General features: G+C 61.8%; 27 protein-coding genes. 7 read left to right on the forward strand and 20 right to left on the reverse strand.

Annotation, left to right across the window (positions count from 1 at the left end; translation table 11 throughout):
- Window positions 1–92 precede the first annotated feature (92 nt).
- The 3 genes from rnk to SFY93_RS29395 all read left to right on the forward strand — a co-directional run bounded on the left by rnk (window position 93) and on the right by SFY93_RS29395 (window position 2,633).
- Entirely contained in the window at window positions 93–497 is a 405-nt protein-coding gene (rnk, locus tag SFY93_RS29385) for a nucleoside diphosphate kinase regulator (protein WP_089265783.1), read from the forward strand.
- Window positions 498–625: 128 nt separating this feature from the next.
- Window positions 626–2,071 carry a homospermidine synthase gene (locus tag SFY93_RS29390; protein ID WP_089265782.1) on the forward strand — a complete coding sequence of 482 codons (1,446 nt, stop codon included), beginning with the start codon at window positions 626–628 and terminating at the stop codon, window positions 2,069–2,071.
- A 259-nt stretch (window positions 2,072–2,330) separates the two neighbouring features.
- A complete protein-coding gene (locus SFY93_RS29395) occupies window positions 2,331–2,633 on the forward strand; it encodes a GIY-YIG nuclease family protein (protein ID WP_320445581.1) in 303 nt (100 codons plus the stop codon).
- 121 nt (window positions 2,634–2,754) lie between these two features.
- Here the strand turns inward: SFY93_RS29395 and SFY93_RS29400 are convergent, their stop codons facing one another.
- From SFY93_RS29400 to SFY93_RS29455, 12 genes are all read right to left on the reverse strand, one after another.
- Window positions 2,755–3,495 (reverse strand): acetoacetate decarboxylase, encoded by a 741-nt coding sequence (locus SFY93_RS29400; RefSeq protein ID WP_176454635.1) that lies wholly within the window; start codon window positions 3,493–3,495, stop codon window positions 2,755–2,757.
- 228 nt (window positions 3,496–3,723) lie between these two features.
- On the reverse strand, window positions 3,724–4,062 hold the full coding sequence (locus SFY93_RS29405; RefSeq protein ID WP_320445582.1) for a hypothetical protein: 339 nt from the start codon (window positions 4,060–4,062) through the stop codon (window positions 3,724–3,726).
- 106 nt (window positions 4,063–4,168) lie between these two features.
- Window positions 4,169–4,885 carry an MgtC/SapB family protein gene (locus tag SFY93_RS29410; protein WP_089265780.1) on the reverse strand — a complete coding sequence of 239 codons (717 nt, stop codon included), beginning with the start codon at window positions 4,883–4,885 and terminating at the stop codon, window positions 4,169–4,171.
- Window positions 4,886–4,979: 94 nt separating this feature from the next.
- Window positions 4,980–6,002 (reverse strand): WD40 repeat domain-containing protein, encoded by a 1,023-nt coding sequence (locus SFY93_RS29415; RefSeq protein WP_414717017.1) that lies wholly within the window; start codon window positions 6,000–6,002, stop codon window positions 4,980–4,982.
- Window positions 6,002–7,045, reverse strand: a complete 1,044-nt coding sequence (locus SFY93_RS29420; RefSeq protein ID WP_068729004.1) for a CobW family GTP-binding protein — start codon at window positions 7,043–7,045, stop codon at window positions 6,002–6,004. The genes SFY93_RS29415 and SFY93_RS29420 overlap by 1 nt, the downstream gene beginning before the upstream one ends.
- Window positions 7,046–7,096: 51 nt before the next feature.
- Window positions 7,097–7,990 carry a metal ABC transporter substrate-binding protein gene (locus tag SFY93_RS29425; RefSeq protein ID WP_320445583.1) on the reverse strand — a complete coding sequence of 298 codons (894 nt, stop codon included), beginning with the start codon at window positions 7,988–7,990 and terminating at the stop codon, window positions 7,097–7,099.
- A gap of 11 nt (window positions 7,991–8,001) precedes the next feature.
- On the reverse strand, window positions 8,002–8,871 hold the full coding sequence (locus tag SFY93_RS29430; protein ID WP_320445584.1) for a metal ABC transporter permease: 870 nt from the start codon (window positions 8,869–8,871) through the stop codon (window positions 8,002–8,004).
- 5 nt (window positions 8,872–8,876) lie between these two features.
- Window positions 8,877–9,635 carry a metal ABC transporter ATP-binding protein gene (locus tag SFY93_RS29435; RefSeq protein WP_320445585.1) on the reverse strand — a complete coding sequence of 253 codons (759 nt, stop codon included), beginning with the start codon at window positions 9,633–9,635 and terminating at the stop codon, window positions 8,877–8,879.
- Window positions 9,632–9,844, reverse strand: coding sequence for a hypothetical protein (locus tag SFY93_RS29440; RefSeq protein WP_320445586.1), 213 nt, complete (start codon window positions 9,842–9,844; stop codon window positions 9,632–9,634). Before SFY93_RS29440 ends, SFY93_RS29435 begins: the two co-directional genes overlap by 4 nt.
- Before the next feature lie 89 nt (window positions 9,845–9,933).
- Window positions 9,934–10,308, reverse strand: coding sequence for a fluoride efflux transporter CrcB (crcB, locus tag SFY93_RS29445; RefSeq protein ID WP_320445587.1), 375 nt, complete (start codon window positions 10,306–10,308; stop codon window positions 9,934–9,936).
- A gap of 170 nt (window positions 10,309–10,478) precedes the next feature.
- Window positions 10,479–11,078, reverse strand: coding sequence for a superoxide dismutase (locus SFY93_RS29450; RefSeq protein ID WP_093757222.1), 600 nt, complete (start codon window positions 11,076–11,078; stop codon window positions 10,479–10,481).
- 106 nt (window positions 11,079–11,184) lie between these two features.
- Entirely contained in the window at window positions 11,185–12,426 is a 1,242-nt protein-coding gene (locus SFY93_RS29455; RefSeq protein WP_320445588.1) for an MFS transporter, read from the reverse strand.
- Window positions 12,427–12,542: 116 nt separating this feature from the next.
- Here SFY93_RS29455 and SFY93_RS29460 point away from each other — a divergent pair, with 116 nt between their 5' ends.
- Together SFY93_RS29460 and SFY93_RS29465 are read left to right on the forward strand one after the other, a co-directional pair.
- Complete coding sequence (locus SFY93_RS29460; RefSeq protein WP_320445589.1) at window positions 12,543–13,067, forward strand: GNAT family N-acetyltransferase; 525 nt, start codon at window positions 12,543–12,545, stop codon at window positions 13,065–13,067.
- Between the two features lie 144 nt (window positions 13,068–13,211).
- Window positions 13,212–13,655: a DUF2147 domain-containing protein gene (locus SFY93_RS29465; protein ID WP_092145969.1), complete on the forward strand. Its 444-nt coding sequence runs from the start codon at window positions 13,212–13,214 to the stop codon at window positions 13,653–13,655.
- Window positions 13,656–13,670: 15 nt separating this feature from the next.
- Here the strand turns inward: SFY93_RS29465 and SFY93_RS29470 are convergent, their stop codons facing one another.
- The 5 genes from SFY93_RS29470 to SFY93_RS29490 form a co-directional block, all read right to left on the reverse strand.
- The gene (locus SFY93_RS29470) at window positions 13,671–14,822 is read right to left on the reverse strand and encodes a DUF3095 domain-containing protein (protein ID WP_320445590.1); all 1,152 of its coding nucleotides are present in this window, start codon (window positions 14,820–14,822) and stop codon (window positions 13,671–13,673) included.
- A gap of 91 nt (window positions 14,823–14,913) precedes the next feature.
- A complete protein-coding gene (glnT, locus tag SFY93_RS29475; protein WP_320445591.1) occupies window positions 14,914–16,218 on the reverse strand; it encodes a type III glutamate--ammonia ligase in 1,305 nt (434 codons plus the stop codon).
- A gap of 39 nt (window positions 16,219–16,257) precedes the next feature.
- Entirely contained in the window at window positions 16,258–17,589 is a 1,332-nt protein-coding gene (locus SFY93_RS29480) for an FMN-binding glutamate synthase family protein (RefSeq protein WP_320445592.1), read from the reverse strand.
- The gene (locus tag SFY93_RS29485) at window positions 17,589–18,275 is read right to left on the reverse strand and encodes a GltB/FmdC/FwdC-like GXGXG domain-containing protein (protein WP_320445593.1); all 687 of its coding nucleotides are present in this window, start codon (window positions 18,273–18,275) and stop codon (window positions 17,589–17,591) included. Before SFY93_RS29485 ends, SFY93_RS29480 begins: the two co-directional genes overlap by 1 nt.
- Window positions 18,275–19,168 carry a class II glutamine amidotransferase gene (locus SFY93_RS29490; protein ID WP_320445594.1) on the reverse strand — a complete coding sequence of 298 codons (894 nt, stop codon included), beginning with the start codon at window positions 19,166–19,168 and terminating at the stop codon, window positions 18,275–18,277. The genes SFY93_RS29485 and SFY93_RS29490 overlap by 1 nt, the downstream gene beginning before the upstream one ends.
- A 135-nt stretch (window positions 19,169–19,303) precedes the next feature.
- Here SFY93_RS29490 and SFY93_RS29495 point away from each other — a divergent pair, with 135 nt between their 5' ends.
- Window positions 19,304–19,966 (forward strand): helix-turn-helix domain-containing protein, encoded by a 663-nt coding sequence (locus tag SFY93_RS29495; RefSeq protein WP_320445595.1) that lies wholly within the window; start codon window positions 19,304–19,306, stop codon window positions 19,964–19,966.
- A gap of 3 nt (window positions 19,967–19,969) precedes the next feature.
- Here SFY93_RS29495 and SFY93_RS29500 read toward each other — a convergent pair whose 3' ends face one another.
- The 3 genes from SFY93_RS29500 to SFY93_RS29510 all read right to left on the reverse strand — a co-directional run bounded on the left by SFY93_RS29500 (window position 19,970) and on the right by SFY93_RS29510 (window position 22,568).
- Entirely contained in the window at window positions 19,970–20,932 is a 963-nt protein-coding gene (locus tag SFY93_RS29500) for a GlxA family transcriptional regulator (protein WP_320445596.1), read from the reverse strand.
- Between the two features lie 48 nt (window positions 20,933–20,980).
- On the reverse strand, window positions 20,981–22,237 hold the full coding sequence (locus tag SFY93_RS29505; protein ID WP_320445597.1) for an aminopeptidase: 1,257 nt from the start codon (window positions 22,235–22,237) through the stop codon (window positions 20,981–20,983).
- Between the two features lie 94 nt (window positions 22,238–22,331).
- A complete protein-coding gene (locus SFY93_RS29510) occupies window positions 22,332–22,568 on the reverse strand; it encodes a ribbon-helix-helix domain-containing protein (protein WP_320445598.1) in 237 nt (78 codons plus the stop codon).
- Between the two features lie 225 nt (window positions 22,569–22,793).
- Here SFY93_RS29510 and SFY93_RS29515 point away from each other — a divergent pair, with 225 nt between their 5' ends.
- The gene (locus SFY93_RS29515; protein ID WP_320445599.1) at window positions 22,794–24,344 is read left to right on the forward strand and encodes a methyltransferase domain-containing protein; all 1,551 of its coding nucleotides are present in this window, start codon (window positions 22,794–22,796) and stop codon (window positions 24,342–24,344) included.
- Window positions 24,345–24,680 lie beyond the last annotated feature (336 nt).

Here is a 24,680-nt window from a genome sequence, read left to right on the forward strand (position 1 = left end):
GTGCCGTCCGGGCTTGTTCGATTTCAGCATCCTCATCATTCTTGGCATGCTCGGGCGCTTTGCGCGCCGGGCGTCATTTGGCTGTGAAACCCATGATCCATTCCCTTCGCACTGAGCTGCCGCCCATCACACTCCGCCGCAGCGACGGTGAGCGTCTCGGCGTACTGGCCGAGGCCGCTGCAGAGAAGTCCCCCGTGACCGCCGACTTTCTGGCCGGCGAAGTTGAGCGCGCGACGATCGTGCCCGATACTCATCCATTGCCCGGAATCGTCGGCATGGAGTCCGATGTGACGTTCCGCGACGATATCAGCGGGCAGGAAAAGCACGTCACACTGGTCTATCCGACCTCCGCCGACGTGGACGCCGGGCGAATTTCGGTATTGACCCCGATCGGAGCCGCGCTTATCGGCCTTTCTGCGGGGCAGTCCATTACATTCGAGACGCCCTCGGGGGAACCACGTTCGCTGACCGTTCTCTCGGTCGGCATACGCCGCTGAGCTGCATTTAATACTGGCATCGAGATTTCATTCCCGAAATTTCATTCTGATGTCACATCGTCACTGTCCTTTCCCAACCGCGCACGACGCAGCGCGTTAATCTTGATCCTGTCTGGAGTTAGAAGCTGATGTCCTCATCCCCCGCCTCGCCGATCTACGCGAAGATCACTGGCCCCATCGTGATCGTCGGCTTCGGCTCGATCGGCAAAGGCATGGTGCCGATGATTGAGCGGCATCTCGACTACGACAAGTCGCGCATCACCGTGCTCGACCCCAAGGATGAGGGCCGCAAGGCGCTGTGCGACAAGCATGGTCTGCGCTTCATCCAGCAGGGGCTGACCAGGGAGAATTATCGCGAACTGCTGACGCCGCTCCTCACTGAGGGCGGCGGCCAGGGTTTTTGCGTCAACCTGTCGGTCGATACCGGCTCGGTCGATATCATGGAGCTCTGCAACGAGCTCGGCGCGCTCTACATCGACACGGTCAACGAGCCCTGGCTCGGCTTCTATTTCGACGCATCGAAGGGTGCCGAAGCGCGCTCCAACTACGCTTTGCGCGAAACGACGCTGGCCGCCAAGAAGGCCCGCAAGCCCGGCTCGACCACGGCGGTCTCCTGCTGCGGCGCCAATCCCGGCATGGTCTCCTTCTTCGTCAAGCAGGCGCTGCTGAATGTCGCCTCCGACCTGAAGCTCAATGCCCCGCAGCCGAAGACCAAGGCCGAATGGGCGGACCTGATGCGGCAGGCCGGCATCAAGGGCGTCCACATCGCTGAGCGCGACACGCAACGCTCCAAGTCGCCGAAGCCGCCGGAGGTCTTCGTCAACACCTGGTCGGTCGAAGGCTTCCTCTCGGAAGGCGTGCAGCCGTCCGAACTCGGCTGGGGCACCCATGAAAAGTGGATGCCGGAGAATGCACATACCCATGAGGCCGGCTGCGGCGCAGCGATCTACCTGATGCAGCCCGGCGCCAATACGCGCGTGCGCACCTGGTGCCCGACGCGCGGCGCGCAATACGGCTTCCTCGTCACCCACAACGAGTCGATCTCGATCTCCGATTATTTCACGGTGCGTGACGCGTCGGGCGCCGCGGTGTTCCGGCCGACCTGCCACTATGCCTATCACCCGGCGGACGATGCGGTGCTGTCGCTGCACGAGATGTTCGGCTCCGGCAAGATGCAGACGAAGCACCACATCCTCGACGAAAACGAAATCGTCGACGGTATCGACGAACTCGGTGTGCTGCTCTACGGCCACGACAACAATGCCTACTGGTTCGGCTCACAGCTCTCCATCGAGGAGACGCGTGAACTCGCGCCCTATCAGAACGCCACCGGCCTGCAGGTGACCTCGGCCGTGCTCGGCGGCATGGTCTGGGCACTGGAGCACCCGACCGAAGGCATCGTCGAGGCCGACGAGATCGACTTCGAGCGTCTGCTGGAGATCCAGACACCCTATCTCGGCCCGGTGAAGGGCTACTACACCGACTGGACGCCGCTCGAAGGCCGTCCGGGCCTGTTCCCGGAAGATATCGACACGAGCGACCCGTGGCAGTTCAAGAACGTGCTGGTGCGGTAGCGAACACTCCGCCCTCATCCTGAGGAGCAAATGGCGGCTGCATCTCGCAGCCGCCATTTGCGTCTCGAAGGATGGCCGCGGGCTCCGGCTCCGTGCCCTCATGGTTCGAGACGGCGCTGAAGAAGCGCCTCCTCACCATGAGGGGTTGGGCTGCAGAGCAACTTGACAGTGCGAACGACTGCTCCATTCTCGAGATTGGAACTTTCAATTTCTCAGAAAATGGAGCCGATCCATACTGGACGGTGCGTTTCTCTATATCGTGAGGTGTGCCGACGGGAGTTATTATATCGGCATCACACGCACCTCGCTCGACATCAGAATAGCCCAGCACAACGCCGGCACCTTTCCCGGCTATACGTCTACACGCAGACCTGTCGAACTGTTGTATTCGCAATGGTTTGAGCGCATCACCGACGCGATCGAGAATGAGCGTAAACTCAAGCGCTGGAGCAGGGCGAAGAAAGAAGCGCTGATCCGTGGCGACTTCGCGATATTGAAGCAACTTGCTCGACGCAAGTTACCTCACTTACGGAAACCACCACATGCTCAGCCCTCATCCTGAGGAGGCGCTTCTTCGGCGCCGTCTCGAAGGATGGCCGCACACTTCGACACCTCGGCCTCATGGTTCGAGACGGCGCAAGAACGCCTCCTCACCATGAGGGTCGGGCAGAGGCGCCCGCTTCCTATTTCGCCAGATAATCAAACGCCACTTCGCCCAATCCCAGCGTCAGGTCGCACTTGAAGTGCAATGCCGACACGACCTCTTTCACCGGCAACCGCGCCACATCCGCCAGCGCATGTGGAAACAGGCCAAGCGCGGCAGGCCCGGTCCAGGCTTCCTTGAGATTGATCTCTTCCAAGTGATAGCGCACCAGCTCGCAGATGCGCGGCGTGCCATCGACATGCGGGATGATCTTCAGAATAAAGTTCGGCACCGTCAGCGCATGCATCACCGTGTCATGATCCACCGGCCGGTGCTTGTAGCCCATGGTGCCTGACGCGCAGAGCACCGAGCCGTAATGCAGCGTGCCGACCAGCACGTCGCTTTCCACGGCGATCTTCGGCGTCGCGCGCTTCTTCGGAAAGCCCCACAGCTCGCGGCCACCGGCAATCGGCGCATCGTCGTCGAGATACATCGAATGGATATAGACGCCCTCGACACCGTTGAGGCGGACCGGAATCGCCTGCCCGGTTTCGGTGTAATCGCCGAAGCCGGTGGAATCGGGCATGCGGATGAATTCGTATTTGACGATGTTGTCGACGATCTCCAGCGGCTCCGGCACCACGGCCTGCAGCGCGTCCATGTCGGTGCGATAGCTGATGATGAAATATTCGCGGTCGTAGAATTTGTAGGGCCCGCGCGGAAATGACGGATTGGTCAGCGGCATCGAATAGGCGTTACGCCTGATATCTTCGATCTTCATGGTGCCCCCTATGAAACTGTTGGCAGGGAGTATGAAGGCGGTCGATGAAACTGGCGAGACTATTGTGCGGGCAGCGTCAACAAACACCGTCCTCATCCTGAGGAGCGCGCTCTTCGCGCGCGTCTCGAAGGATGGCGGCACACTGGGAGAACCCGGCCTCATGGTTCGAGACGGCGCAAACACGCCTCCTCACCATGAGGGACTTTGACAGCGACCTCGAAAGCTCCGCTATTTCGTGGTGATCGGCGGCGCCGTTTTCTCCGCCGGCGCCGGCGGCAGTGCCGGCTTGGCGCCGGCATCGCGTGCTTCTGCATCCGGACGCGCCGGCTGCGGCGGCGTTTCCTGCGGGCGCTGGCCAGTGGTCGCGGATTCTGCGGGGGCCGACGGCTTGTTTTCGGCACCCGGCGTCGACTGCAGTGGCGGCGTCGCCTGGGCAAATCGAGCGGATGGTGGCGTCAGCGTGAGCCGCGCCATTGCCGACGTCGATGCGCCCAATCCTGCTGCGGTCGCCAAGATCGCGATCGTGAAATACGTCCGGAACACGCGCGTCTGGGTCGTCGGGATCATGGCATCCACCGCAGTTAATGTGCGGTGACAACGGGAGCCGGCCGCCAAAGTTCCCGAGCCGGAAAGTCGCAGATCGCCTATGGCGCCCTGGACTTCTTTTGGACGATTAGTCCTTGGTGCTGACGTCCCATGTGGCGTTGCGCACGCCGGCATACGCCTCGAGCCGGGCGGCCACGGCATCCAGCTCCTTGGGATCGACGGCCGTCGAGACCAGCGTGGCGACGATCTCCTGCTGGGTGTCGCTCTGCTCGATCACATCGACATCGCCGACCGGATATTTTGCGGCTTCCAGCGCCTCCTGCAGGCGCTCGCGCATCTCCGGCACCACCTCGGGCGAGACCGTGAGCCGCACGTAATAGGTCACTTCCGACGACTTCGCGTCCAGCGGCGCACGGTTGATCGCATTGACCAGCGGCCGCAGCAGCGTATTGCCGGCCAGCACGAAAAACGTAAGCGCGATAGCCTGTGCGATCATGTCCGCGCCGGCGCAGGAGCCCACCGCGGCCGAACTCCACAGCGTCGCCGCCGTATTGAGGCCGCGCACATTGGTGCCTTCCTTCATGATGACGCCCGCGCCGAGAAAGCCGATGCCGGAGACGACATAGGCGATCACGCGCACCGCGCCATCGGCACCGTGCAGCTGCATTGCGAGATCGACGAAAGCGGCCGCCCCGAGCGCCACCAGCACATTGGTGCGCAGGCCCGCGGTGCGCTGGCGATATTGTCGCTCCGCACCGATCAGCGTGCCCAGCACAAAGGCCGTGGCCAGGCTGAGCAGCGTGTCGAGGAAGTCGTAAGTCTGGAATGTCGCCAAAAATCGCATGATGCCTGCATGCGTACAGGAAGTGACGGGCGGATGACAATGCCGCCTCGCACCGACCGTCGTGAACTCTCTCGCCACAGGAGAGGTGAAAGAGCTACAGCTCCAGCAGCCCGGCGTCGCCGTCCTGATCGGCAAAAGCCAGCAGCGTACCCTTGGCATTCCAGGCCAGCGCGCTGACGGGCTGCCCCTTGTTGGCCCGCACCAGAATCTCGGCGCCATCGGTCATGCGAACCATCAGGATGGTGCCGTCACTGTAACCGGCGGCCAGGATGTCCTGCTTGGGATGACAGGCCACCATAGTGACCTTGGCCTTGAGCGGCGCCAGCATCGCCGGCTCCTTGCCCATCGGGCCGTCCTTGCTGGCGAACGGCCAGATGATGACCGTATCGGCGCCCGAGGTCGCGAGACCCTTGCCGCCGGCGCTCCAGGAAATCGAGCGCACGCGTGCCGGATAGCCGGTCATGCGCATGTGCTTGCCGTCGACGAGACGCCAGCCATGTAGCGCTGGCTCATGCATCGCGGTGACCAGAAACTTGTTGTCCGGGCTGAAGGTCACGCCGAGATGCGAACCGGCCCATTCCAGCACTTCGGCATTGCCAGCCATGTTGGGAAACCACAGCGTCACGCCGTTGTAGTGGGCGATCGCGAGCCGCAGCCCTTTGGGCGCGAATGCAAGGCCGCCAACGGTCGATGGCACCTCGAAGAATTTCACCTCGCCCTTCGGCGCCTGCACGAAGGCCGTCTTGCCCGCCGACCACGCCACGGCGCCGTCGGGATGCAAAGCTACACTATCGATCCAGCGCCGCTTGGCGTCGGTCGCAAAGGTCGAGACAGCGCCGTCGCGGTCGAGCACGACGACCTTGCCGTCGTCACAGCCCATCACGATCCGCTTGCCGTCGGAGGTCGAGCACAGGATGCCGCCGAATGCGACCTCGACGGGCGACATGGCACCCGCCGGATCGACCAGCGTAACTTTCTCCTCGGCGCCGACAAAGGCTGCCTTGTCGCCGAGAAAATGCACTGATGTGACCGACACACCGATGACCACCGGCAACACACGGTCGGTGACCGAGACGATGGATTCCTGCTCCTGCAGCGGATTGAAATCGGACATCATCAGGCGGGGATGCAGCGTTCGAAGCCGTCGCGGATCAACTGCTCGGGCAGATCGCGACCGATAAAGACAAGACGGCTTTCGCGCTTCTCGCCGTCCTTCCACGGCCGCTGATGATCGCCTTCGAGCATCATGTGCACGCCCTGAAACACGTAGCGGTCGTCGTCGCCGGAGAACGACAGGATACCCTTGGAGCGCAAAATCTTGCCGCCCTCCTTGGCCATCAGATCCTGCAGCCACGGCATGAAGGTCGATGCATCGAGCGCCTTGTCGGTACGCAGCGACATCGAGTGCATATCCTCGTCGTGATAGTGCTTCAGACCACCGTGGCCGTGATCATGATGGTGATGATGGCCGTGATCGTGGTCATGATGATCGTGACCGTCGTCCGCGTTGAGGAATTCCGGTTCGATCTCCAGAATGCGATCGAGATCGAAGGCGCCACGCTCCAGCACATCGGACAGCTTCACCTGCGCGCGTTCCGTCTTGTGCAGCTTGGCATAGGGGTTGATGGCGCGGATGCGCGCCTCGACTTCGGCGAGCTCAGCCTTCGACACGAGATCGATCTTGTTCAGCACGATGACGTCGGCGAAGGCGATCTGGTTCTTGGCTTCCGGCGCATCCTTGAGGCGGTCGCTCAGCCATTTGGCATCGGCCACGGTCACCACCGCGTCGAGCCGTGCATGGGCCTGCACGTCCTCGTCGACGAAAAAGGTCTGCGCCACCGGGGCCGGATCCGCGAGGCCCGTGGTCTCGACGATGATCGCGTCGAACTTGCCCTTGCGCTTCATGAGACCGTCGAGAATGCGCACGAGGTCGCCGCGGACAGTGCAGCAGACGCAGCCGTTGTTCATCTCGAACACTTCTTCATCCGCGCCGATGATGAGATCGTTGTCGATACCGATCTCGCCGAACTCGTTGACGATCACAGCGTATTTCTTGCCGTGGTTTTCCGACAGGATGCGGTTCAACAGCGTGGTCTTGCCGGCGCCGAGATAGCCGGTCAGCACGGTCACGGGAATTTTGTTGGCAGTCGCTTCAGACATGATCACTCCGGCGGGGTCTTGTGCAGCGCCGGCAGCAGGGGTGCCCCTGCGCTAACTGGTCAGCGCGCTCGTCAGCGCCTTTATATTGTGCCTGACCATATCAATGTAAGTGGGTGCATCGCCGTTTTCGGGCGTCAGACTGTCGGAATACAGCGTTCCGCCGATTTTTGCCCCGGTCTCGGCGGCGATCCGGCGCATCAGCCGGGGATCGGCGATGTTTTCCAGAAAAACGGCCGGAATTTTCGAGATCTTGAGCTGGGTGATGATGACCGCGATATCCTTCGCGCTGGGCTCCGAATCCGTCGAAACGCCCTGCGGCGCAATAAATTCGATGCCATAGGCCGCCGCGAAATAGCCGAAGGCGTCGTGGGTCGAGATTACCTTGCGGTGCGCTGAGGGGATGGAAGCCACAGCCGCCTTCACGTCACCGTCGAGGGTTGTCAGCTTCGCGAGATAGGCCTCGGCGTTCGCCTTGTAGGTGTCGGCACCGGCAGGATCGGCCTTGGCCAGCGCATCGCGAATGTTTGCGACATAGATCCTGGCATTGGCCACCGATTGCCAGGCGTGCGGATCCTCGTGCGAGTCGAGCTTGCGCGGTGCGATGCCCTGTGTCGCGGTGACGATGACAGCCTTGCCGCCGGATGATTTCACCAACCGCGGCAGCCAGCCTTCGAAGCCGAGGCCGTTGACGACAACGAGCTTCGCATCGGCGATCTTTTTCGCGTCACGCGGCGTTGGTGTGTAGACATGCGCATCGCCATTCGGGCCGACCAGGGTCGTGACAGCTATCCGCTCGCCGCCGACATTGCGCACGAAGTCACCCAGGATGGAGAAACTCGCGACGACATCGATCTTGTTCTGGGTCTTGTCCTGCGCACGCGCCGGGACGATCGCATTGACGAGCGACAGGATGGCACAAAGGACAAATACGCTGCATTTCCGCATAACTGACACACCTACGCCTCAAGATGCCGGCCGGGGAACAACTGCCTCACCAAGCCACTGACATTGCCGAACAAAACCGAAAATACGTAGAGCACCGCGGCGACCAGAATGATCGCGGGGCCGGACGGCACCTTGGTCTGGAACGACAGCACCAGACCGAAGTAACCGGAGGCCATCGCGCTCGCGACGGAGATCATCATCATCCCCGTGATATCACGCGACCAGAACCGCGCGATGCCCGCCGGCAGGATCATCAGCCCCACCGCGAGCAGCGTGCCGAGCGCGTGAAAGCCGTTGACGAGATTGACGACGACCAGCGCGAGAAACGCCAGATGCGCGGGTGCACCGGCGCGCGAGACCGTGCGCAGAAACACCGGATCGACGCATTCGATCACCAGCGGGCGATAGATCACCGCCATCACCACCAGCGTGATCGTCGCATTGAAGGCGATCACCAGCAGCGTCTGATCGTCGAGCGCGAGAATGTTGCCGAACAACACATGCAATAGATCGATATTGGTGCCGCGCATCGAAACGATGGTGACGCCGACTGCGAGTGATACGAGATAGAACGCGGCAAGCGATGCGTCTTCTTTGATAACGGTCACGCGCGACACCAGCCCTGCCAGCAAAGCGACGGAAAAGCCTGCAATCAGGCCGCCAAACGTCATCGCAAACAGATTTAGCCCCGAGAACAGGAAGCCGATCGCCGCCCCCGGCAGAATCGCATGCGCCATAGCATCGCCGACAAGGCTCATCCGCCGCAGCATCAGGAACACGCCGATCGGCGCGCCGCCGAGCGCGAGCGCAACCACGCCGGCCAGCGCGCGGCGCATGAATTCGAATTCGAGGAAAGGCGCGATCAGCGCATCGTAGAGCATGTCGATCAGGCCGCCCGCGAGTGTGCGGCATCGACAACACAGGTGCCGGCGCCATCGTCGAAGGCTTCGCACATGCGCCGCGCCTCCAGCAGGTTATCCGCCGTCAGCACCTGCTGGGTCGGTCCCCAGGCCACGGAGCCGCGCGCTAGCAGCAGCGTCTCCGGGAAATGCGCGCGCACCATCTCCATATCGTGCAGCGCCGCCAGTACCGTGCGCTTCTCGGCATGCCAGTGACGCACCAGCGCAATCAAATCAGCCGACGTCTTGGCGTCGATCGCATTGAACGGCTCGTCGAGCACGATAACGCGTGCGTCCTGCAACAACACCCGCGCAAACAGCATCCGCTGCATCTGGCCGCCGGACAGCGTGCCGATATTGCGGTTCTCGAATCCGTTGAGGCCAACAGCGGTGAGGGCCCGTCCAATTTGCTCGCGTGCGTTCTTGCCAAGGCCGCCGAATATCCCGGTCTTGCGCCAAAGCCCTGTGCCGACGAAGTCGAACACCGAGATAGGGAATGTGCGGTCGATGTCGACGCTCTGCGGCAGGTAAGCGATGTCGCGCGCCTTCAGGCCGCCAAGTGTGATCGCGCCCGTCAGCGGCTTCAGGATGCCGACGATGCCGCGAAACAGCGTGGATTTGCCGGCGCCGTTCGGCCCGACCACCGCGAGCAAACTGCCAGCTGCGATCTCGCCATTGAGGTGATGCACGGCCGGATGCCGGTCATAACCCAGCGTGACGTTCTGGAAAGCGAGCTGTGTCGTCATGATGGCCTCATCGCCAGCAGAACCACCGCCCAGAGCGCTGCGGAGACCGCCAGCGCAGCCCCCAGCCGTGCGGGCAACGTCATGCGCAAGATCGACCAGGGCGCGGGCTGGGCCGGATGCGGGCTTGCCGGGCCATGGCTGTGGGTATGACCGTGGCCGTCCGCGTGACCATGGGAGTGGTCATGACCGTGGGAATGGGAGTGCGCCATGAAATCGGGCCTGGCCAATGAATATCCGGCGCCAAGGCGCCTGCCCCTTATTTATGTTATATTATAACATACCGCAAGCCTGGGAGGGTTCAGGCGAAGTGGCGGACCAGCGCCAGGCCGGCAAAAAGCCCGGCAATCGATAGCACCACCGAGCCCAGCACATAGGCCAGTGCGAGGCCTAGGTCGCCGCGCTCATAGAGCACTGCCGTATCCAGTGAAAAGGCCGAAAACGTCGTGTAGCCGCCGAGGATGCCGGTCATCAGGAACAGGCGCCAGGGCTGCGAGGCCTCGCCCTTGTAAGCCAGATAGCCGGCGATCAGGCCCATCACCGTGGAGCCAGTGATGTTGATGATGAAGGTGCCCCACGGGAATGCCGTCCCCATGCAGCGGGCGCAGGTCATGTTGATCACATGGCGCAGGGTGGCGCCGAGGCCGCCGCCGACAAAAACCAAAACGTAATTCATCGAACACCCGCTGCGCTTGGTGGCTCACGTCATTCCGTTCTGCCGCAGCGTGTCTGCGGCGGCAAGTCGCAGCAGGCCGAGCAAGACACGAAAACGTCACGACAACGAAAAAAAGCGGCAGCTTGCGCCACCGCCCTTCCCGCGCGTCATTAAACGCAAATCGAAAGCGATCAGACCGCCTTGCCGAACTGCTCGTCGACATATTCCCAGTTCACAAGGTGATCGACGAACGCCTTGAGATAGTCGGGACGACGGTTGCGGTAGTCGATGTAGTAGGAGTGCTCCCAGACGTCGACGCCGAGGATCGGGGTCGCGCCATGGACCAACGGGCTTTCGCCGTTCGCGGTCTTGGAGATTTCCAGCTTGCCGTTCTTGACCGAGAGCCAGGCCCAGCCGGAGCCGAACTGGCCAACGCCTGCAGCGGCGAAGTCGGTCTTGAACTTCTCGAGACCGCCGAGATCCTCGGTGATCTTCTTCTCCAGACGGCCGGGCAGCTTGTCGCCACCGCCGTTCGGCTTCATCCAGTTCCAGAAGTGGAGATGGTTGTAGTGCTGGCCGGCATTGTTGAAGAGCGCGGCATTCTTGCCGAACGAGCCCTTCACGATTTCTTCAAGCGATTTGCCTTCGAATTCGGTGCCCTTCAGCAGGTTGTTGCCGTTGGTCACGTAAGCCTGATGGTGCTTATCGTGATGGAATTCCAGCGTTTCCTTCGACATATGCGGCGCGAGCGCGTCATAGGCGTAAGGCAGATTGGGAAGCGTGAAGGTCATGGGTCAAGATCCGCAATAATGGGAGAGTTGGCTTAACGGGAACCCTTATAGAAGGTTCCGCCCGGCTCCGACACTCCCATCTTTGCGATCCCCGATCGCTTCGCGATCAGGCCGCGCTCGGCATTGCGGCGGAGACGGCATCGCGCCGCACTGGCGGCTTCACATTCATCAGCATCTGGAAGCATCCGGCGATCATCCCGATCACGACGGCGAATTGCCAGGCACGATCGTAATTGCCGAGATGAGAGAAGATCATGCCGCCGCCCCAGGCGCCCAGGAAAGATCCTGCCTGATGGCTGAGGAAGGCGATGCCCGTGAGTGTCGCCATGAAGCGCAACCCGAACAGCTGCGCGACGAGGCCGTTCACCAGCGGGACCACGCCGAGCCACAGCGATCCCAGCACGGCTGCGAAGACCATGGTCGTGGTCGGCGTCGCCGGAAAATAGAAATAAGTGGCGAGCGCCAACGAGCGAACGATGTAAATTCCGCCGAGCAAAATCTGCTTCGGATAACGGCCGCCAAGCCAGCCAAAGGCATAGGAGCCAAACACATTGAACAGACCGACTATTGCCAGTGCGGAGGCGCCAAGCGACGCGTCGAGGCCGCAGATCGCCAGATAATTCGGCAGATGCGTGGTGATGAAGACGAGCTGCAGGCCGCAGACAAAGAACGACAGCGCCAGCACGATATAGCCGGAATGGCCGAGTGCGGACTGCACCACTTCGCCCATCGACTGCGGCAGCTCGTCGATCGCTGCGCGTTCGATCTTGTCGGACTGGCCGGCAAACAGCGCAGCGGGGAGCATCACAGCAGCGAGGCCGAGAAAGCCGATCAGCGCGACCTGCCAGCCAGCGGTCGAGATCAGCGTCTGCGCCAGCGGCGAGGCAATGACGAGGCCCAGCGAACCGGCGGCTGACACAGCACCCATGGTGACACTGCGCTTGGCAGCGGACACGCTACGCGAGGCCACCGTCATGGTCATGCTCGATGCCGTGCAGGACAGCGCGAGGCCGACGCAAAGGCCGGCGCCAAGCGTGAACACCAACGGCGTGGTCGCGACCATCATCAAGACGAGACCGGCGGCATAAATCAAAACGCCGGTGATCATCACGTGACGGGTCCCAAAGCGATCGGCGATGGCGCCAATGAAAGGCTGCGAGATGCCCCAGATCACATTCTGCAAAGCGGTGGCCAGCGAGAAATCGGCCGTGGTGATGGCGGTGTCGCGCAGAATCGAGGGTTGAAACAGGCCGAAGCTCTGGCGCATGCCCATGGCCAGGCTGAGCAGCGTCGCCGCGCCGGCCAAAATCGCCCAGCGCTGATATTTGGAGAGCTCCGCCTCAGTCATTCCAACGCTTCCTTGATCCCTAGAATATTATTCTCAGATAAGCACTGGATTCGACAGGTTTACTACCCTCGGACCGACCTATAAGGGCTGCACAGAGCGCAGAGGTGGCGACCGAAATGAGCATCGAAATCGAGATTGTGACCGGCGACGCCTCATGGCCGAGCGTCAAACCGCTGTTCGACTTGGTTTGGCCGCGCGAGGCGGTCGAGAAACTGCCCTGGGGACACGTGGTCTTCGCCTATCCCGAATTGCGGGTCATCGTGGAGGACGACGGACAGCCGGTCTGCCATGTCGGCCTGTATCGGCGCGAAGGCATATGGAAGGATCGCAAGACGCGGATTGGCGGCATCGGCGGCGTTGTGACGCATCCCGACTATCGCCGTCGCGGTCTGGCCAGTCTGGCGCTCACCGCCGCACTCCATACGCTGAAAGACGAACGCGCCACCGATTTTGCGCTGCTGTTCTGTGAACCGCACAATCTGGATTTCTACACCCACCGCAACTGGAAGCCGTTCATCGGCGAGGTCTATGCCGAACAGCACGGCGAGCGGGTACGCTTCGATGTCATGACCCCGCTGGTGTCCTACCTGAAGCGAGCGCCGCATGAAGGCGAGATGGACCTGTGCGGGCTGCCGTGGTGACCGCCATCGGTTGACCTGAGCAAGCTGCGTCAAATTGAATCGATCATGATCATTTGAGACGCTGAGTAGTCTCAAACGCATCGCCGCGGCATTGCACAAATCCCATTTCTTGTTATGCAGACCGCCTGATCCGAGGAGACACGCATGGCCGCCAGATTTACTGTTATGATCGCATTGCTGGGTGCAGTGTTCGCAGGCTCCGCTGCGCAAGCCCAATCGGGCGGCGAAGCAACGGGTGTCTGGCAGACCCAGGCCGGCGATGCACAGGTGCGGGTCAGCAAATGCGGCACCATCCTGTGCGGCACCGTCGTCTCGCTGCGCGACAAGATCGATCCGCAGACCGGCAAGCCGCCGATCGACGACAAGAATCCCGATCCCGCGCTGGCTAAACGCTCGATGATCGGCATTCACCTGTTCTACGATATGCGCCCTACCGGAGCGAACACGTGGTCGGGCCGGATCTATAATGCCGATGACGGGAAGATCTATACCAGCAACGTGGCGCTGGTCGGCCCTAACACGCTGAAGGTCGAAGGCTGCGTCGGCGCATTCTGCGGTGGCGAGAACTGGACCCGCGTCGGCCGGTAACTCAGTTCGCTTCTCTCAGACTGACATGGCCTTCAACGCGGTGGCCGCCGAGGCATAACCGCCGCGCGCGCCGTCGATGAAATGAACGTGATCGCTGCGGATGGCTGACGGCGTGAAACACGTCATCATCGCCGCATCCTGCCGATGCAGGCCATAGCGCACCGTTCCTTCCGCGGCTGCCGTGACAAGATGCTGCTCGAGCGCACGTTCGAGATCGGGTGTGCAATCCAGGATCATGCGTAGGCTATCGTCGTATTTGCGGAAATCCGAGTTCTCGACCAACTGCTGCACATAGGTCTTCGGCACGAACCCGCCGACGCTAATGCCAAAACGCATCAGCACAAAAACGAACAGCGTTCGCGTCGTTACCCAGATACGAAAGCGCGAAAGCGATTTCGCGCCGCGGCCAGCTCGGATTTCGTAGCCGAGACCCGCGGGCGGCCACGTCATCGCGGGACCGCCTGCGGGTACGGGACGGCCCGCATTTGGACTGCGTTCGACCAGTGCGATAATGTCTTCGATAACGCGACGAAATGCGGATGGGTCGGCTCCCGCTGCAGCCGTCACCAACACCGACAGAATCAAACCATGTGCCGATGGAATTTCCTCGAAGCGACATGAGAGCCCGGAGAGATCGGGATAGGTCCCGACAGGTGCCGGCGTCACCGCGAATTCGCCGCGCTTCATCGCGGCCTCTGCCCAGCCCAATCCGCCACCGGAAAACATCGCATAGGACACATTCTTCGATGGACCGAAGCGCGCCACGCGCACATCCAGCCCCTGCGCGCGGATGTCTTCGATCGGCACCAGGGCCACGCGCATGACGAGATCGAGATCGTGCTTCACCCAGGTGGCCGTCGCCGCCAAAGCCCCGCGGGCGCGATCGAGATCGTCCGGTGAGACTGCGAAGCTCGCGCCATCGCCGCCGAACACGAAGGGGAATTCGCGGCCGTCCAATGCGTTGGTCACGGCAGCAATGACGGCAGCGCCGGCCATGTTGACGGCTTTGTAGCGCTGTTCGGCGATGGCCTTGGTGGATTCGACGATATCGGCGACGCCGATGATCCAGTCATCCGGCAGCGGCTTGTACAACGCCGGGTCCATCACCCGGTCGAAGCCGTAAAATATTGAAATGCCGTCGTAAAACGCGCTGACGCCGGTGGTCATGGTGTGAAATGATCCTGCGGCAACGTTGCGTCAACCCAAAGACGCCACTGAGCCAGGACTCATAGCACGCAATTTCGACGGGCGTGCGGTATCAGCAATCCAAAGTCGTCTGCCGCTCCCATTCGGTGAGCTGACGGCAGTGCTCATTCCAGTCGCTGTGTTTGAGCTTGAGGTACGACCCGACCACGACCTCGCCGAGCTGCGCCTTCAACACGTCGGATGCTTCGAGCGCGCGCAATGCATCGAGCAGGTTCAACGGGAGCTGCTTTGCCTTCGGCGCCTTCGCGCCTTCCGTATACATATTGATGTCGAGGCGCGGGCCGGGATCGCGGCTGTTGGCCATGCCGTCGAGGCCGGCGGCCAACAGCGCCGCAGGCAGCAGATACGGATTGACCGCGCCATCGGGCAGACGGAATTCAAAACGACCAGCATCGGGAATGCGGATCATGTGCGTGCGGTTGTTGCCGCCGTAGGTCACCGTATTCGGTGACCACGTCGCGCCGGAGAGCGTGCGCGGCGCATTGATGCGCTTGTAGGAATTCACCGTGGGATTGGTGATGGCGCAAACCGCTTCGGCCGAATGAACGAGGCCGCCGATGAAGTGATAGGCGGTCTTCGACAGGCCGAGTTCACCGGCCTCATCTTCAAATACGTTGGAGCCATCCTTGGTCGACCAAAGCGACGCATGGACGTGGCAGCCGTTGCCAGTGAGATTGGCAAACGGCTTCGGCATGAAGGTCGCCTTGTAGCCGTGCTTTTCGGCAATCGACTTGACCATAAACTTAAAGAACGCGTGGCGATCGGCGGTCTTCAGCGCGGTGTCGAACTCCCAGTTCATCTCGAACTGGCCGTTGGCGTCTTCATGATCGTTTTGATACGGCTTCCAGCCGAGCGTAATCATTGCATCGCAGATTTCGGCGACGATTTCGTAGCGCCGCATCAGCGCCTGCTGGTCGTAGCACGGTTTGGCCTGCTGATCGGCAGGATCTGAGATCGCGGTGCCGTCGGGCGAAATCAGAAAGTATTCGCATTCGACGCCGGTCTTGAGTTCGACACCCTGCTCCGCCGCCTTCGCAATGAGGCCTTTCAGCACCTGACGTGGATTCTGCGCCACCGGCTTGCCACCCATGTAGAGATCGCCCGTAACCCAGGCGACGCCGGGCTTCCATGGCAGCAATGTGAGCGTATCCATGTCCGGCATCACGAGGACATCGGGGTCGGCTGGCGTCATGTCGAACCATGCCGCGAAACCAGCAAAGCCCGCTCCGGACTTGGCGACGCCGTCCATCGCGGTCGCCGGCACCAGCTTGGCGCGCATGCCGCCGAACAGATCGACAAAGGCAATGAGGAAATATTTGAGGTCGTGCTGTTTGGCTAGTTCGGTCCAGGTCGTCATTGACACGCGCTCCGAAGATCATCCAGCCATAATGGCTCGTTAGATATTGCTGCCGGGAATCCAGTTCGTTCCGGCGAGAGGGACTCTCGCCATGGCCGCCGACTCCATTGTCAGCGCCACCAGATCTTCCGGTTCGAGATTGTGGACGTGGCTCTTGCCGCAAGCGCGTGCGATGGCCTGCGCTTCCAGTGTCATCACCGAGAGATAGTTCGCCAGCTTGCGGCCGGCGATCACGGGATTGAGCCGCGCGGCCAGCAAAGGATCCTGCGTGGTGATGCCCGCGGGATCGCGGCCCTCGTGCCAGTCGTCATAGGCGCCGGCCGTAGTGCCAAGCTTCTGATATTCGGCTTCCAGTGCGGGGTCGTTATCACCGAGCGCGATCAATGCAGCCGTGCCGATCGCCACCGCATCCGCGCCGAGCGCGAGACACTTGGCCACGTCAGCTCCATTGCGGATGCCACCGGACACGATGAGCTGCACCTTGCGATGCATGCCGAGATCCTGCAGCGCCTTCACCGCCGGCGGGATCGCGCACATGGTGGGCAGGCCGACATTCTCGATGAAGACGTCCTGCGTCGCAGCCGTGCCGCCCTGCATGCCATCGAGCACGATGGCATCGGCACCGGATTTCACAGCTAGCGCGATATCGTAATACGGGCGTGAGGCACCGACCTTCACATAGATCGGGGTCTGCCAGTCGGTGATCTCGCGCAGTTCCTGGATCTTGATTTCGAGATCGTCAGGCCCGGTCCAGTCCGGATGCCGGCAGGCCGAGCGCTGGTCTATGCCGACGGGCAGACGTCGCATGCCGGCGACGCGCTCGGTAATTTTCTGGCCGAGCAACATGCCACCGCCGCCGGGCTTGGCGCCCTGCCCGACCACGACTTCGATGGCATCGGCCTTACGCAGGTCGTCCGGATTCATGCCGTAACGCGACGGCAGCACCTGATAGACGAGCAGATCGGAATGACCACGCTCTTCCGGCGTCATGCCGCCGTCGCCCGTGGTGGTCGACGTGCCGACCGCCGATGCGCCGCGGCCGAGCGCTTCCTTGGCGGGACCGGACAGTGCCCCGAAGCTCATGCCGGCGATGGTAATCGGAATCTTCAGATGAATCGGCTTCTTGGCGAAACGCGCGCCGATGACGACATCGGTGGCGCATTTCTCACGGTAGCCTTCCAGCGGATAGCGGCTGATCGAGGCGCCGAGAAACAGCAGGTCGTCGAAATGCGGCAGCTTGCGCTTGGCGCCAGCGCCGCGGATGTCATAGATGCCGGTCGCGGCCGCACGGCGAATTTCCGCAATGGCTGCATCATCGAAGGTCGCGGACTTGCGCGGCGGCGTATGGATCCAGCGGTCTTGCGCGCTCATCAGTATGATCCGACGTTATCGATGTGGAAGTGATAGAGCTTACGCGCCGAGCCGTAGCGCTTGAACTCGTCGGGGCTGACGCCTTCGACGCCGGCTTCATCGAGCAGCCGCTTCAACTCGGTCTTGTGTTCGTCCTTGAGCGGCTTCTCGATGCAATCCGCACCAAGGCTGGCGACGGAGCCGCGCACGAAGAGCTGCGCCTCATAGATGGAATCGCCGAGTGCCTCGCCGGCATCGCCGAGCACCACGAGCTTGCCGGCCTGCGCCATGAAGGCGGAGAGATGGCCGACCGAGCCCTTCACGACGATATCGATGCCCTTCATGGAGATGCCGCAACGCGCGGACGCGTTGCCGTCGATCACCAGCAGCCCCCCATTGCCGCTGGCGCCCGCCGCCTGCGAGGCATCGCCGGTGACGTGGACGCGGCCCGACATCATGTTCTCTGCGACGCCCTGCCCGGCATTGCCGCGGACGGTAACGCGCGCCTGCTTGTTCATGCCGGCGCAATAATAGCCGACGTGACCGTCGATCTCGATCTCGACGGGAAAATCGAGACCGACCGCGATATTGTGCTGGCCGCGCGGATTGCTGACGGTCCAGTGCGTCGCGTTGGTGTTATCAGTCAGCGCATGCAGCGCGCTGTTGAGTTCGCGCAGCGGCGAAGACGCAAGATCAACCGAAGGCATCAGTGCCGCTCCCACAAATAAACTTTGGCGGGTTCGGGCTCCCAGACCTTGGCGACGTCGATGCCCGGCAGATCGACCAGCGCACGATATTCGGTGCCGAAGGCGACCCAGCGATCGGTCTCGGCCATCACGGCTGGCTTGCAGGCAATGGGATCGCGCAGCACGCCGAAGCCGGTCTCGGTGCCGATGACGAATGTGTAGAAGCCATCGAGCGCGGACAGCGACGACGTCATCGCATCCTGCAGCGAAGCACCGGCGGCCATTTGCGATGAGATATAGCCGGCGGCGACTTCGGAATCGTTTTCGGTGCGGAACGTCATGCCCTGGCGAATCAGCTCGCGGCGCACATCATTGTGGTTCGACAGCGAACCGTTATGCACGAGGCACTGGTCGGTACCTGTCGTGAAGGGATGCGCGCCATTGGTCGTCACGGCGGACTCAGTTGCCATGCGCGTATGACCCACGGCATGGGTGCCGGTCATCGCGTTCAGGCCGAAACGCTTCGCCACGTCGGCGGGCAGACCGACTTCCTTGAACACCGCCATGCGCTTGCCGCGCGCGACCATATCGACGTCTTTCATGCCGAGGAGCGCAGATGCCACGGCAGCCTCGCGATCGGTGGGGATGCTGATGACAGCGTGGGTGTCGTGCACCTGATACGCAATCGGCGCATCGGCGACCTTGCCGAGCGACGCCACCAATGCAGCGAAATCAAACGACGGCGCGGCACGCAGCGTCAGCTTGATCTGTCCGGCATCGCCGTCGCCATAAACAGCAAAGCCTGCAGAGTCAGGGCCGCGATCGCTCAGCGCTTCGAGCATGCCGGAGAGCAACCCGCCTAATTCGGGGGCCAGCTTTTGATCTTTCAGAAACAGACCGGCAATGCCGCACATGGCTCGCGTCTCGCTCGTTGAATGCGCGTGGACCTTGCCCGAAACAAAACCGCCATGTCAACCACCGAGAAAATAGTTTTCCTGACAGGAAATATCGCTATTGTCGGGAAATCACCGTATTTAGGAAGCGCCACCGTGAAAGCGAAACCGAAGACAACGAAATCATCGCCCGCGCGATCAAAGCCGGAGGAATTGCGCACCGGCTCCAACGCGCCGCTGGAAGTCGGCGGCTCGCTGGAATCCAAGATCGGCAATGAAGTGCGGCAGCTCCGCAAGGACCTGGAGCTGACGGTGGCGGAGCTCAGCACATCGGCGGGCATCTCGACCGGCATGCTGTCAAAGATCGAGACCGGCAGCATCTCCGCATCGCTGGGCACGCTGAATGCACTCTCGAAAGCACTCAACGTGCCGATCTCCAGATTCTTTCGCGAGACCGAGGAAGAGCGCGATTGCTCTTTCGTGAAGGCCAGCACAGGCGTCAAGATCGAACGCCGCGGCACCAAGTCCGGTCATCATTATCAACTGCTCGGCCAGTCGATCCACGGCGAGCTCGGCGTCGAGCCCTATCTGATCACGCTGAACGAGGACGCCGAGGCCTATAGCAACTTCCGCCATGCCGGCGTCGAGATGATCTACATGCTGACCGGCAAGGTGCGTTATCGCCACGCCGATCAGACCTATCTGATGGAGCCCGGCGACACGCTGTTCTTCGACGCAGCCGCGCGGCACGGCCCGGAAGAACTGGTGAAGGCGCCTATGACGTATCTGTCTGTGATTATTTATCCGCGGCGGAGCTAGGCCTCACTTCGCCTTGCTCTTCCCCGACATCCGGTCCTGCGACGGTGGCACATCGAAGGCCCGCCGATACATCCGTGCGAAATGGCTGGCGCTGGCGAAGCCGCATTCGGCCGAGACCTCGACCACCGGCATACTGGTCTGCTGCAGCAGTGCACGAGCTTTCCCGAGGCGCAGGGTCATGTAATGCTGCTCAATGGTTACGCCGAGATGCGCGGTGAACAGCCGCTCGAGCTGGCGCACGGACACGCCGGCCGTTTTTGCCAGCTCGTCGCGCGGCGCAGGGCTGGCCAGACGCCGTTCCATCACGGTGATCGCCGAGAGCACGGCGCGATTGCTGGTACCGAGGCGCTCGCGCAATGAAATGCGCTGGCTGTCATCGCCGAGACGCACGGCGGTTTGCAGAAACCAGTCACTGACTTTCGCTGCCAGTGCCTGGCCGTGATCGCGGCGGATGATGGCATGCATCATGTCGAGCGCGGCGACACCACCGGCGCAGGTGAGCCGGTTGCTATCGATCTCGAACAGCGTACGCGTCGGCTCGATCTCGGGAAAGGCCTCGATGAATGCATCGAGATGCTCCCAATGGATCGTGCAACGTACATCGTCGAGGATGCCGGCCTTGGCGAGAATGAAAGGCCCGCCGGATACACCGCCGACGGCGCAGCCCGAGCGCGCGAGGTGACGCAGCCAGGCCAGCGTCTTGGCATCATCGAAACTTGCGGGATTTCCGCCGGCGCAAACCAATACAGTGTCATAGCGCACGCTGTCGGCAATGGTGTGATCGGACGCCACCGACAATCCGTTCGATGCCAGGATCGCGTCGGCGCCGGTCGAGATCTGCAGCCACTGATACAGTTTCTTGCCGGCTAGCACATTGGCGGCGCGCAGCGGTTCGATCGCCGAGGCGAAGGACATCAGCGCGAAGCCGTCGATCAGGAGAAAGCCGACGCGGTGGGGCTGGGCCATAGATTTGAAGACTCAGTTTCCGCGCCCGTTCAGATCATTGCTGCAGCGTTACGCCCACTCGCCCTTGCGGAACACCGGCACGCGACGGCCGTCGGTGTGGACACCGTCGATGTCAATCTCGCCGGAGCCGATCATCCAGTCGATATGGATGAAGCTCTTGTTGCCGCCCTGCGCCGCGATCTGCTCGGGCGTGAGATCGCCGCCATTGACGAAGCACTTCGAATAGCACTGGCCGAGCGCAATATGGCAGGCGGCATTCTCGTCGAACAGCGTGTTGTAGAACAAGAGGCCACTCGCCGAGATCGGCGACGAATGCGGCACCAGCGCCACTTCACCGAGCCGACGCGAGCCTTCGTCGGTGTCGAGCACCTTGTTGAGCACTTCCTCGCCGCGTGAGGCCTTCGCCTCGACGATCTTGCCGTCCTCGAAGCGCACCGCGATGTTGTCGATCAGTGTGCCCTGATAGGATAGCGGCTTGGTTGATCGGACATGGCCGTTGACACGCGCAGCATGCGGTGTGGTGAAGACTTCCTCGGTCGGGATATTGGCGTTGCAGATGATGCCGTTCTTGGCGGTCGACGCGCCGCCTTCCCATTCATGGCCGTCGGCAAGACCCACCACAAGATCGGTGCCCGGCCCGGTGAAATGCAGCGCATGGAAGCGCTGGCCGTTCAGCCATTCGGTGCGGCTACGCAACGCAGCATTGTGCTTCGCCCAGGCGGCGATGGGATCGGCATTGTCGACACGCGATGCGGCGAAGATCGCGTCCGCAAGCTTCTGCACGGCAACGTCGTCCTCATCGCCGGGAAACACCTGCTTGGCCCAGGACAGCGTGGGATAAGCGATGATATTCCAGTTGATGTCGAAGCCGGCGATCTTCTGCAGCGCCGGCTGATAGGCGATGGAATTCGCCTTGCTGGCGCGCGAGACCTTGGCGGGATCTTCGTTCGACAGCAGCATCGGATTGTCGCCGACGATGGCAAGGCGCGCGGTGTTGTTGCCGAGCGCTTTGGCCATGCCCTCATAGAGCCAGCCGGCGGCGCGATCGAAGCTCACATCGTGACCGTAGCGATAGCGCGCCAGCGTCATCTCTTCATCGGAGAAGAACGGCGTCACCAATCCGGCGCCGGCCTTGTAGGCATGTTCAGCGATCTTGCGCACCAGCGGCAGCGCCGCGGCGGGGCCGGTCAGCAGCAGATCCTGCCCCGGCGCCAGTTGCAGCCCGACTTTCACGGCGACCTCGGCCAGACGGTCGAGCTTCACGGGATCGATGGGGGTGGACAAATTGCGCTGGTGAACGGTCATGCAGAGGCCCTGACTGATGTGGAAGTGGCTGGACCGAATGTAGGCGCAGATGCGCCTTGCCGCCAGCCGGTCCGCCGCAGAGCTTACCGGACGCCTACGACTGCCCGGACTGCGGGACGAGGGCCTGGTAATGGGCCAGCGCGTAAAGCCTGATCGCCGAGGAGAGGTTATTCTGCTGGCGGTTCTTGTCTATCTCGCCGACGAGCTGCGACATCGTGATCCGGCGCATGCCGGCGATCTCCTTCAGCGCCGTCCAGAACGCCTCTTCGAGACTGACGCTTGTCTTGTGTCCGGCGACGACGATCGATCGCTTTACGACGGGTGATTTCACCGCGCCTTCTCCATTTCCACCCAGTGATCGGTTTCTTTTCAGCCAGCTTATACGGATTGAAACCTGCGGCAACAGATCAGATCATCCAACCTTAGACGAGTACTCACACACAACCTCTCGATCACGACACAACCTCTACGGAACTATCGATACGTTGCCTTCGTGGCGCGCATTGGGCAGAAGCAGCATAGCCCACGCCTCTGGATCAAACTCCCGATCGTCTCGATGAATTCCGCCACGCCTGAACTCCCCGATGCCCAGCACGCCGCTGATCAGATCGATCGCTGGATGAAGGAGCACGCCGTCTTCGCGCTGCTGATGGAGCATTCCGACAATGCATGTTCTGTGCTGCGGCAGTTTGCAACGATCAACCGCAACCATGGCCAGCACGACGTCGCTATCGACGCGCTTCTTGCTGCACTTGCACTGATGCCGACGAACGTCACCGCCTGGCGTGAGCTCGCGACGGACTATCAATTGAGCGGTCGCGACGAACTGGCGGAAGCAAGTGCGTTGCGCGCGCTCGCCATCGATCCGGACCACGCGACGACATGGCTGCAATATGCGAGCCTCGCCTACCGGCTGCAGCGTATCGATGATGCTGAAGCGGCCTATCTGCGCGCTCTGTCGGGCGATGCCTCGCTTGGCGACGCTCATCTCGGCCTGGGCGTGCTGTATCTCGGCTCCCGTCGTCCCGAGCAGGCGATCGTGCATCTGCAATACGCACTATCCTGGGGCGGCATCGACGCGGTCACGCATCTTTGCCTCGGACAAGCCTTCTACATGGCCGGCCGGTTTGGCGAGAGCGCCGATGCCTTGGCAATCGCAAACGGCTTTGTGCCGCTGGAAGGCGTGACACTGCGTCTCTATGCCCGCGCGCGTACCTTTGCTTCGATGCTGGACGGCGACATTCAGGGCGCCATCGACCGCTACCCGACACTTGCCGGACAAGAGACCGAGCCATTGGATGAGGTCTTGCGCACCGCATTCGCGCTATTCAGCGCCTATGGCATGCATGAAGCTGCTGCCACGGTCGGACATCTGCGACTGGAAGGCCAGCCGGACGATCCCGTGCAGCGCTACTTGCTGGATGCCGTCGGTGGACAGACACATGATCGCGCACCGGCAGCCTATGTCGAAGCGCACTTCGACGAATTCGCCGCAGGCTTCGACAGCAAGCTTGTGGACATTCTTGGCTACAAGGTGCCGCAGCAACTCGCCGATATGGTTGCGTCCTGCCGACCGACACTTGCGACCATTCTGGATCTCGGCTGCGGAACGGGGTTGGCTGCAGAGCCACTCGGGCGGTTCGGCGCGCGACTGACCGGCATCGACCTGTCGGAGAAGATGCTCGCCATCGCAACACGGCGGAACGCCTATCACGACCTTATCAAGGCCGATGTCGTGAGCTATCTCGCGGACAGCCCGCGCAGCTTCGACCTCGTCTTCGCTGCCGATCTTCTGATCTATCTCGGCCGGCTGGAAGAACTCATCGGCCTGATTGCGCGCGTGCTCCCTGCGGGCGGCCTCTTCGCAGCAAGCATCGAGGGCGCGGGTCACGGCGACTTCACGTTGCTCTCGTCAGGCAGGTTCGCCCATAGCGAGACATATTTCGAAACCTGCGCCGCGAAGGACTTCGAAATCGCATGCAAGGAGAATTCCGAGCTGCGCCTCGAAGCAGGGCGCCCTGCCCTCGGCACGCTTTACGTGCTGCGTCGCCGTGCCCGGCCGAGCACCGAGAACGGCCAGCTCACTACCGCAACAAACCACCAATAAATTGACGAGATCTTCGCCAAGCGCGCGTCCGCCTTCGAACCTGTTGTCTGCACAGATCGGGAGCCATCTCGAACCTGAAGCCCATCGCACAAGATTTAATCATCTGCCTAGGAAATCAGTAATGCCGCTCGTTTTAATGGCACGACTGATCTGCGACAGCCGAGCTCATTTAGAAATAGTCGAAAAATCAGAATGTTAGACAACAGGTACGTTGGCACGCCATTTGCTAATAATATCTACGTCAATGATGACCGCCGTCCGCCGGATGCTGAAACCGCTGCTGGTTTCAAGCGCAGGGACACAGCTCGCTTCCTGATTGCAGGTGCGAAGCGGTCA

It is taken from the genome of Tardiphaga sp. 42S5, assembly GCF_034044155.1.
GTDB lineage: Bacteria > Pseudomonadota > Alphaproteobacteria > Rhizobiales > Xanthobacteraceae > Tardiphaga > Tardiphaga robiniae.

Excerpts from the sequence above, each read along its gene's own strand:
- rnk (WP_089265783.1), top strand. The coding sequence starts at position 93 with ATGATCCATTCCCTTCGCACTGAGCTGCCGCCCATCACACTCCGCCGC.
- SFY93_RS29390 (WP_089265782.1), top strand. The coding sequence starts at position 626 with ATGTCCTCATCCCCCGCCTCGCCGATCTACGCGAAGATCACTGGCCCC.
- SFY93_RS29400 (WP_176454635.1), bottom strand. The coding sequence starts at position 3,495 with ATGAAGATCGAAGATATCAGGCGTAACGCCTATTCGATGCCGCTGACC.
- SFY93_RS29405 (WP_320445582.1), bottom strand. The coding sequence starts at position 4,062 with ATGATCCCGACGACCCAGACGCGCGTGTTCCGGACGTATTTCACGATC.
- SFY93_RS29410 (WP_089265780.1), bottom strand. The coding sequence starts at position 4,885 with ATGCGATTTTTGGCGACATTCCAGACTTACGACTTCCTCGACACGCTG.
- SFY93_RS29415 (WP_414717017.1), bottom strand. The coding sequence starts at position 6,002 with ATGATGTCCGATTTCAATCCGCTGCAGGAGCAGGAATCCATCGTCTCG.
- SFY93_RS29420 (WP_068729004.1), bottom strand. The coding sequence starts at position 7,045 with ATGTCTGAAGCGACTGCCAACAAAATTCCCGTGACCGTGCTGACCGGC.
- SFY93_RS29425 (WP_320445583.1), bottom strand. The coding sequence starts at position 7,990 with ATGCGGAAATGCAGCGTATTTGTCCTTTGTGCCATCCTGTCGCTCGTC.
- SFY93_RS29430 (WP_320445584.1), bottom strand. The coding sequence starts at position 8,871 with ATGCTCTACGATGCGCTGATCGCGCCTTTCCTCGAATTCGAATTCATG.
- SFY93_RS29435 (WP_320445585.1), bottom strand. The coding sequence starts at position 9,635 with ATGACGACACAGCTCGCTTTCCAGAACGTCACGCTGGGTTATGACCGG.
- SFY93_RS29440 (WP_320445586.1), bottom strand. The coding sequence starts at position 9,844 with ATGGCGCACTCCCATTCCCACGGTCATGACCACTCCCATGGTCACGCG.
- crcB (WP_320445587.1), bottom strand. The coding sequence starts at position 10,308 with ATGAATTACGTTTTGGTTTTTGTCGGCGGCGGCCTCGGCGCCACCCTG.
- SFY93_RS29450 (WP_093757222.1), bottom strand. The coding sequence starts at position 11,078 with ATGACCTTCACGCTTCCCAATCTGCCTTACGCCTATGACGCGCTCGCG.
- SFY93_RS29455 (WP_320445588.1), bottom strand. The coding sequence starts at position 12,426 with ATGACTGAGGCGGAGCTCTCCAAATATCAGCGCTGGGCGATTTTGGCC.
- SFY93_RS29460 (WP_320445589.1), top strand. The coding sequence starts at position 12,543 with ATGAGCATCGAAATCGAGATTGTGACCGGCGACGCCTCATGGCCGAGC.
- SFY93_RS29465 (WP_092145969.1), top strand. The coding sequence starts at position 13,212 with ATGGCCGCCAGATTTACTGTTATGATCGCATTGCTGGGTGCAGTGTTC.
- SFY93_RS29470 (WP_320445590.1), bottom strand. The coding sequence starts at position 14,822 with ATGACCACCGGCGTCAGCGCGTTTTACGACGGCATTTCAATATTTTAC.
- glnT (WP_320445591.1), bottom strand. The coding sequence starts at position 16,218 with ATGACGACCTGGACCGAACTAGCCAAACAGCACGACCTCAAATATTTC.
- SFY93_RS29480 (WP_320445592.1), bottom strand. The coding sequence starts at position 17,589 with ATGAGCGCGCAAGACCGCTGGATCCATACGCCGCCGCGCAAGTCCGCG.
- SFY93_RS29485 (WP_320445593.1), bottom strand. The coding sequence starts at position 18,275 with ATGCCTTCGGTTGATCTTGCGTCTTCGCCGCTGCGCGAACTCAACAGC.
- SFY93_RS29490 (WP_320445594.1), bottom strand. The coding sequence starts at position 19,168 with ATGTGCGGCATTGCCGGTCTGTTTCTGAAAGATCAAAAGCTGGCCCCC.
- SFY93_RS29500 (WP_320445596.1), bottom strand. The coding sequence starts at position 20,932 with ATGGCCCAGCCCCACCGCGTCGGCTTTCTCCTGATCGACGGCTTCGCG.
- SFY93_RS29505 (WP_320445597.1), bottom strand. The coding sequence starts at position 22,237 with ATGACCGTTCACCAGCGCAATTTGTCCACCCCCATCGATCCCGTGAAG.
- SFY93_RS29515 (WP_320445599.1), top strand. The coding sequence starts at position 22,794 with ATGAATTCCGCCACGCCTGAACTCCCCGATGCCCAGCACGCCGCTGAT.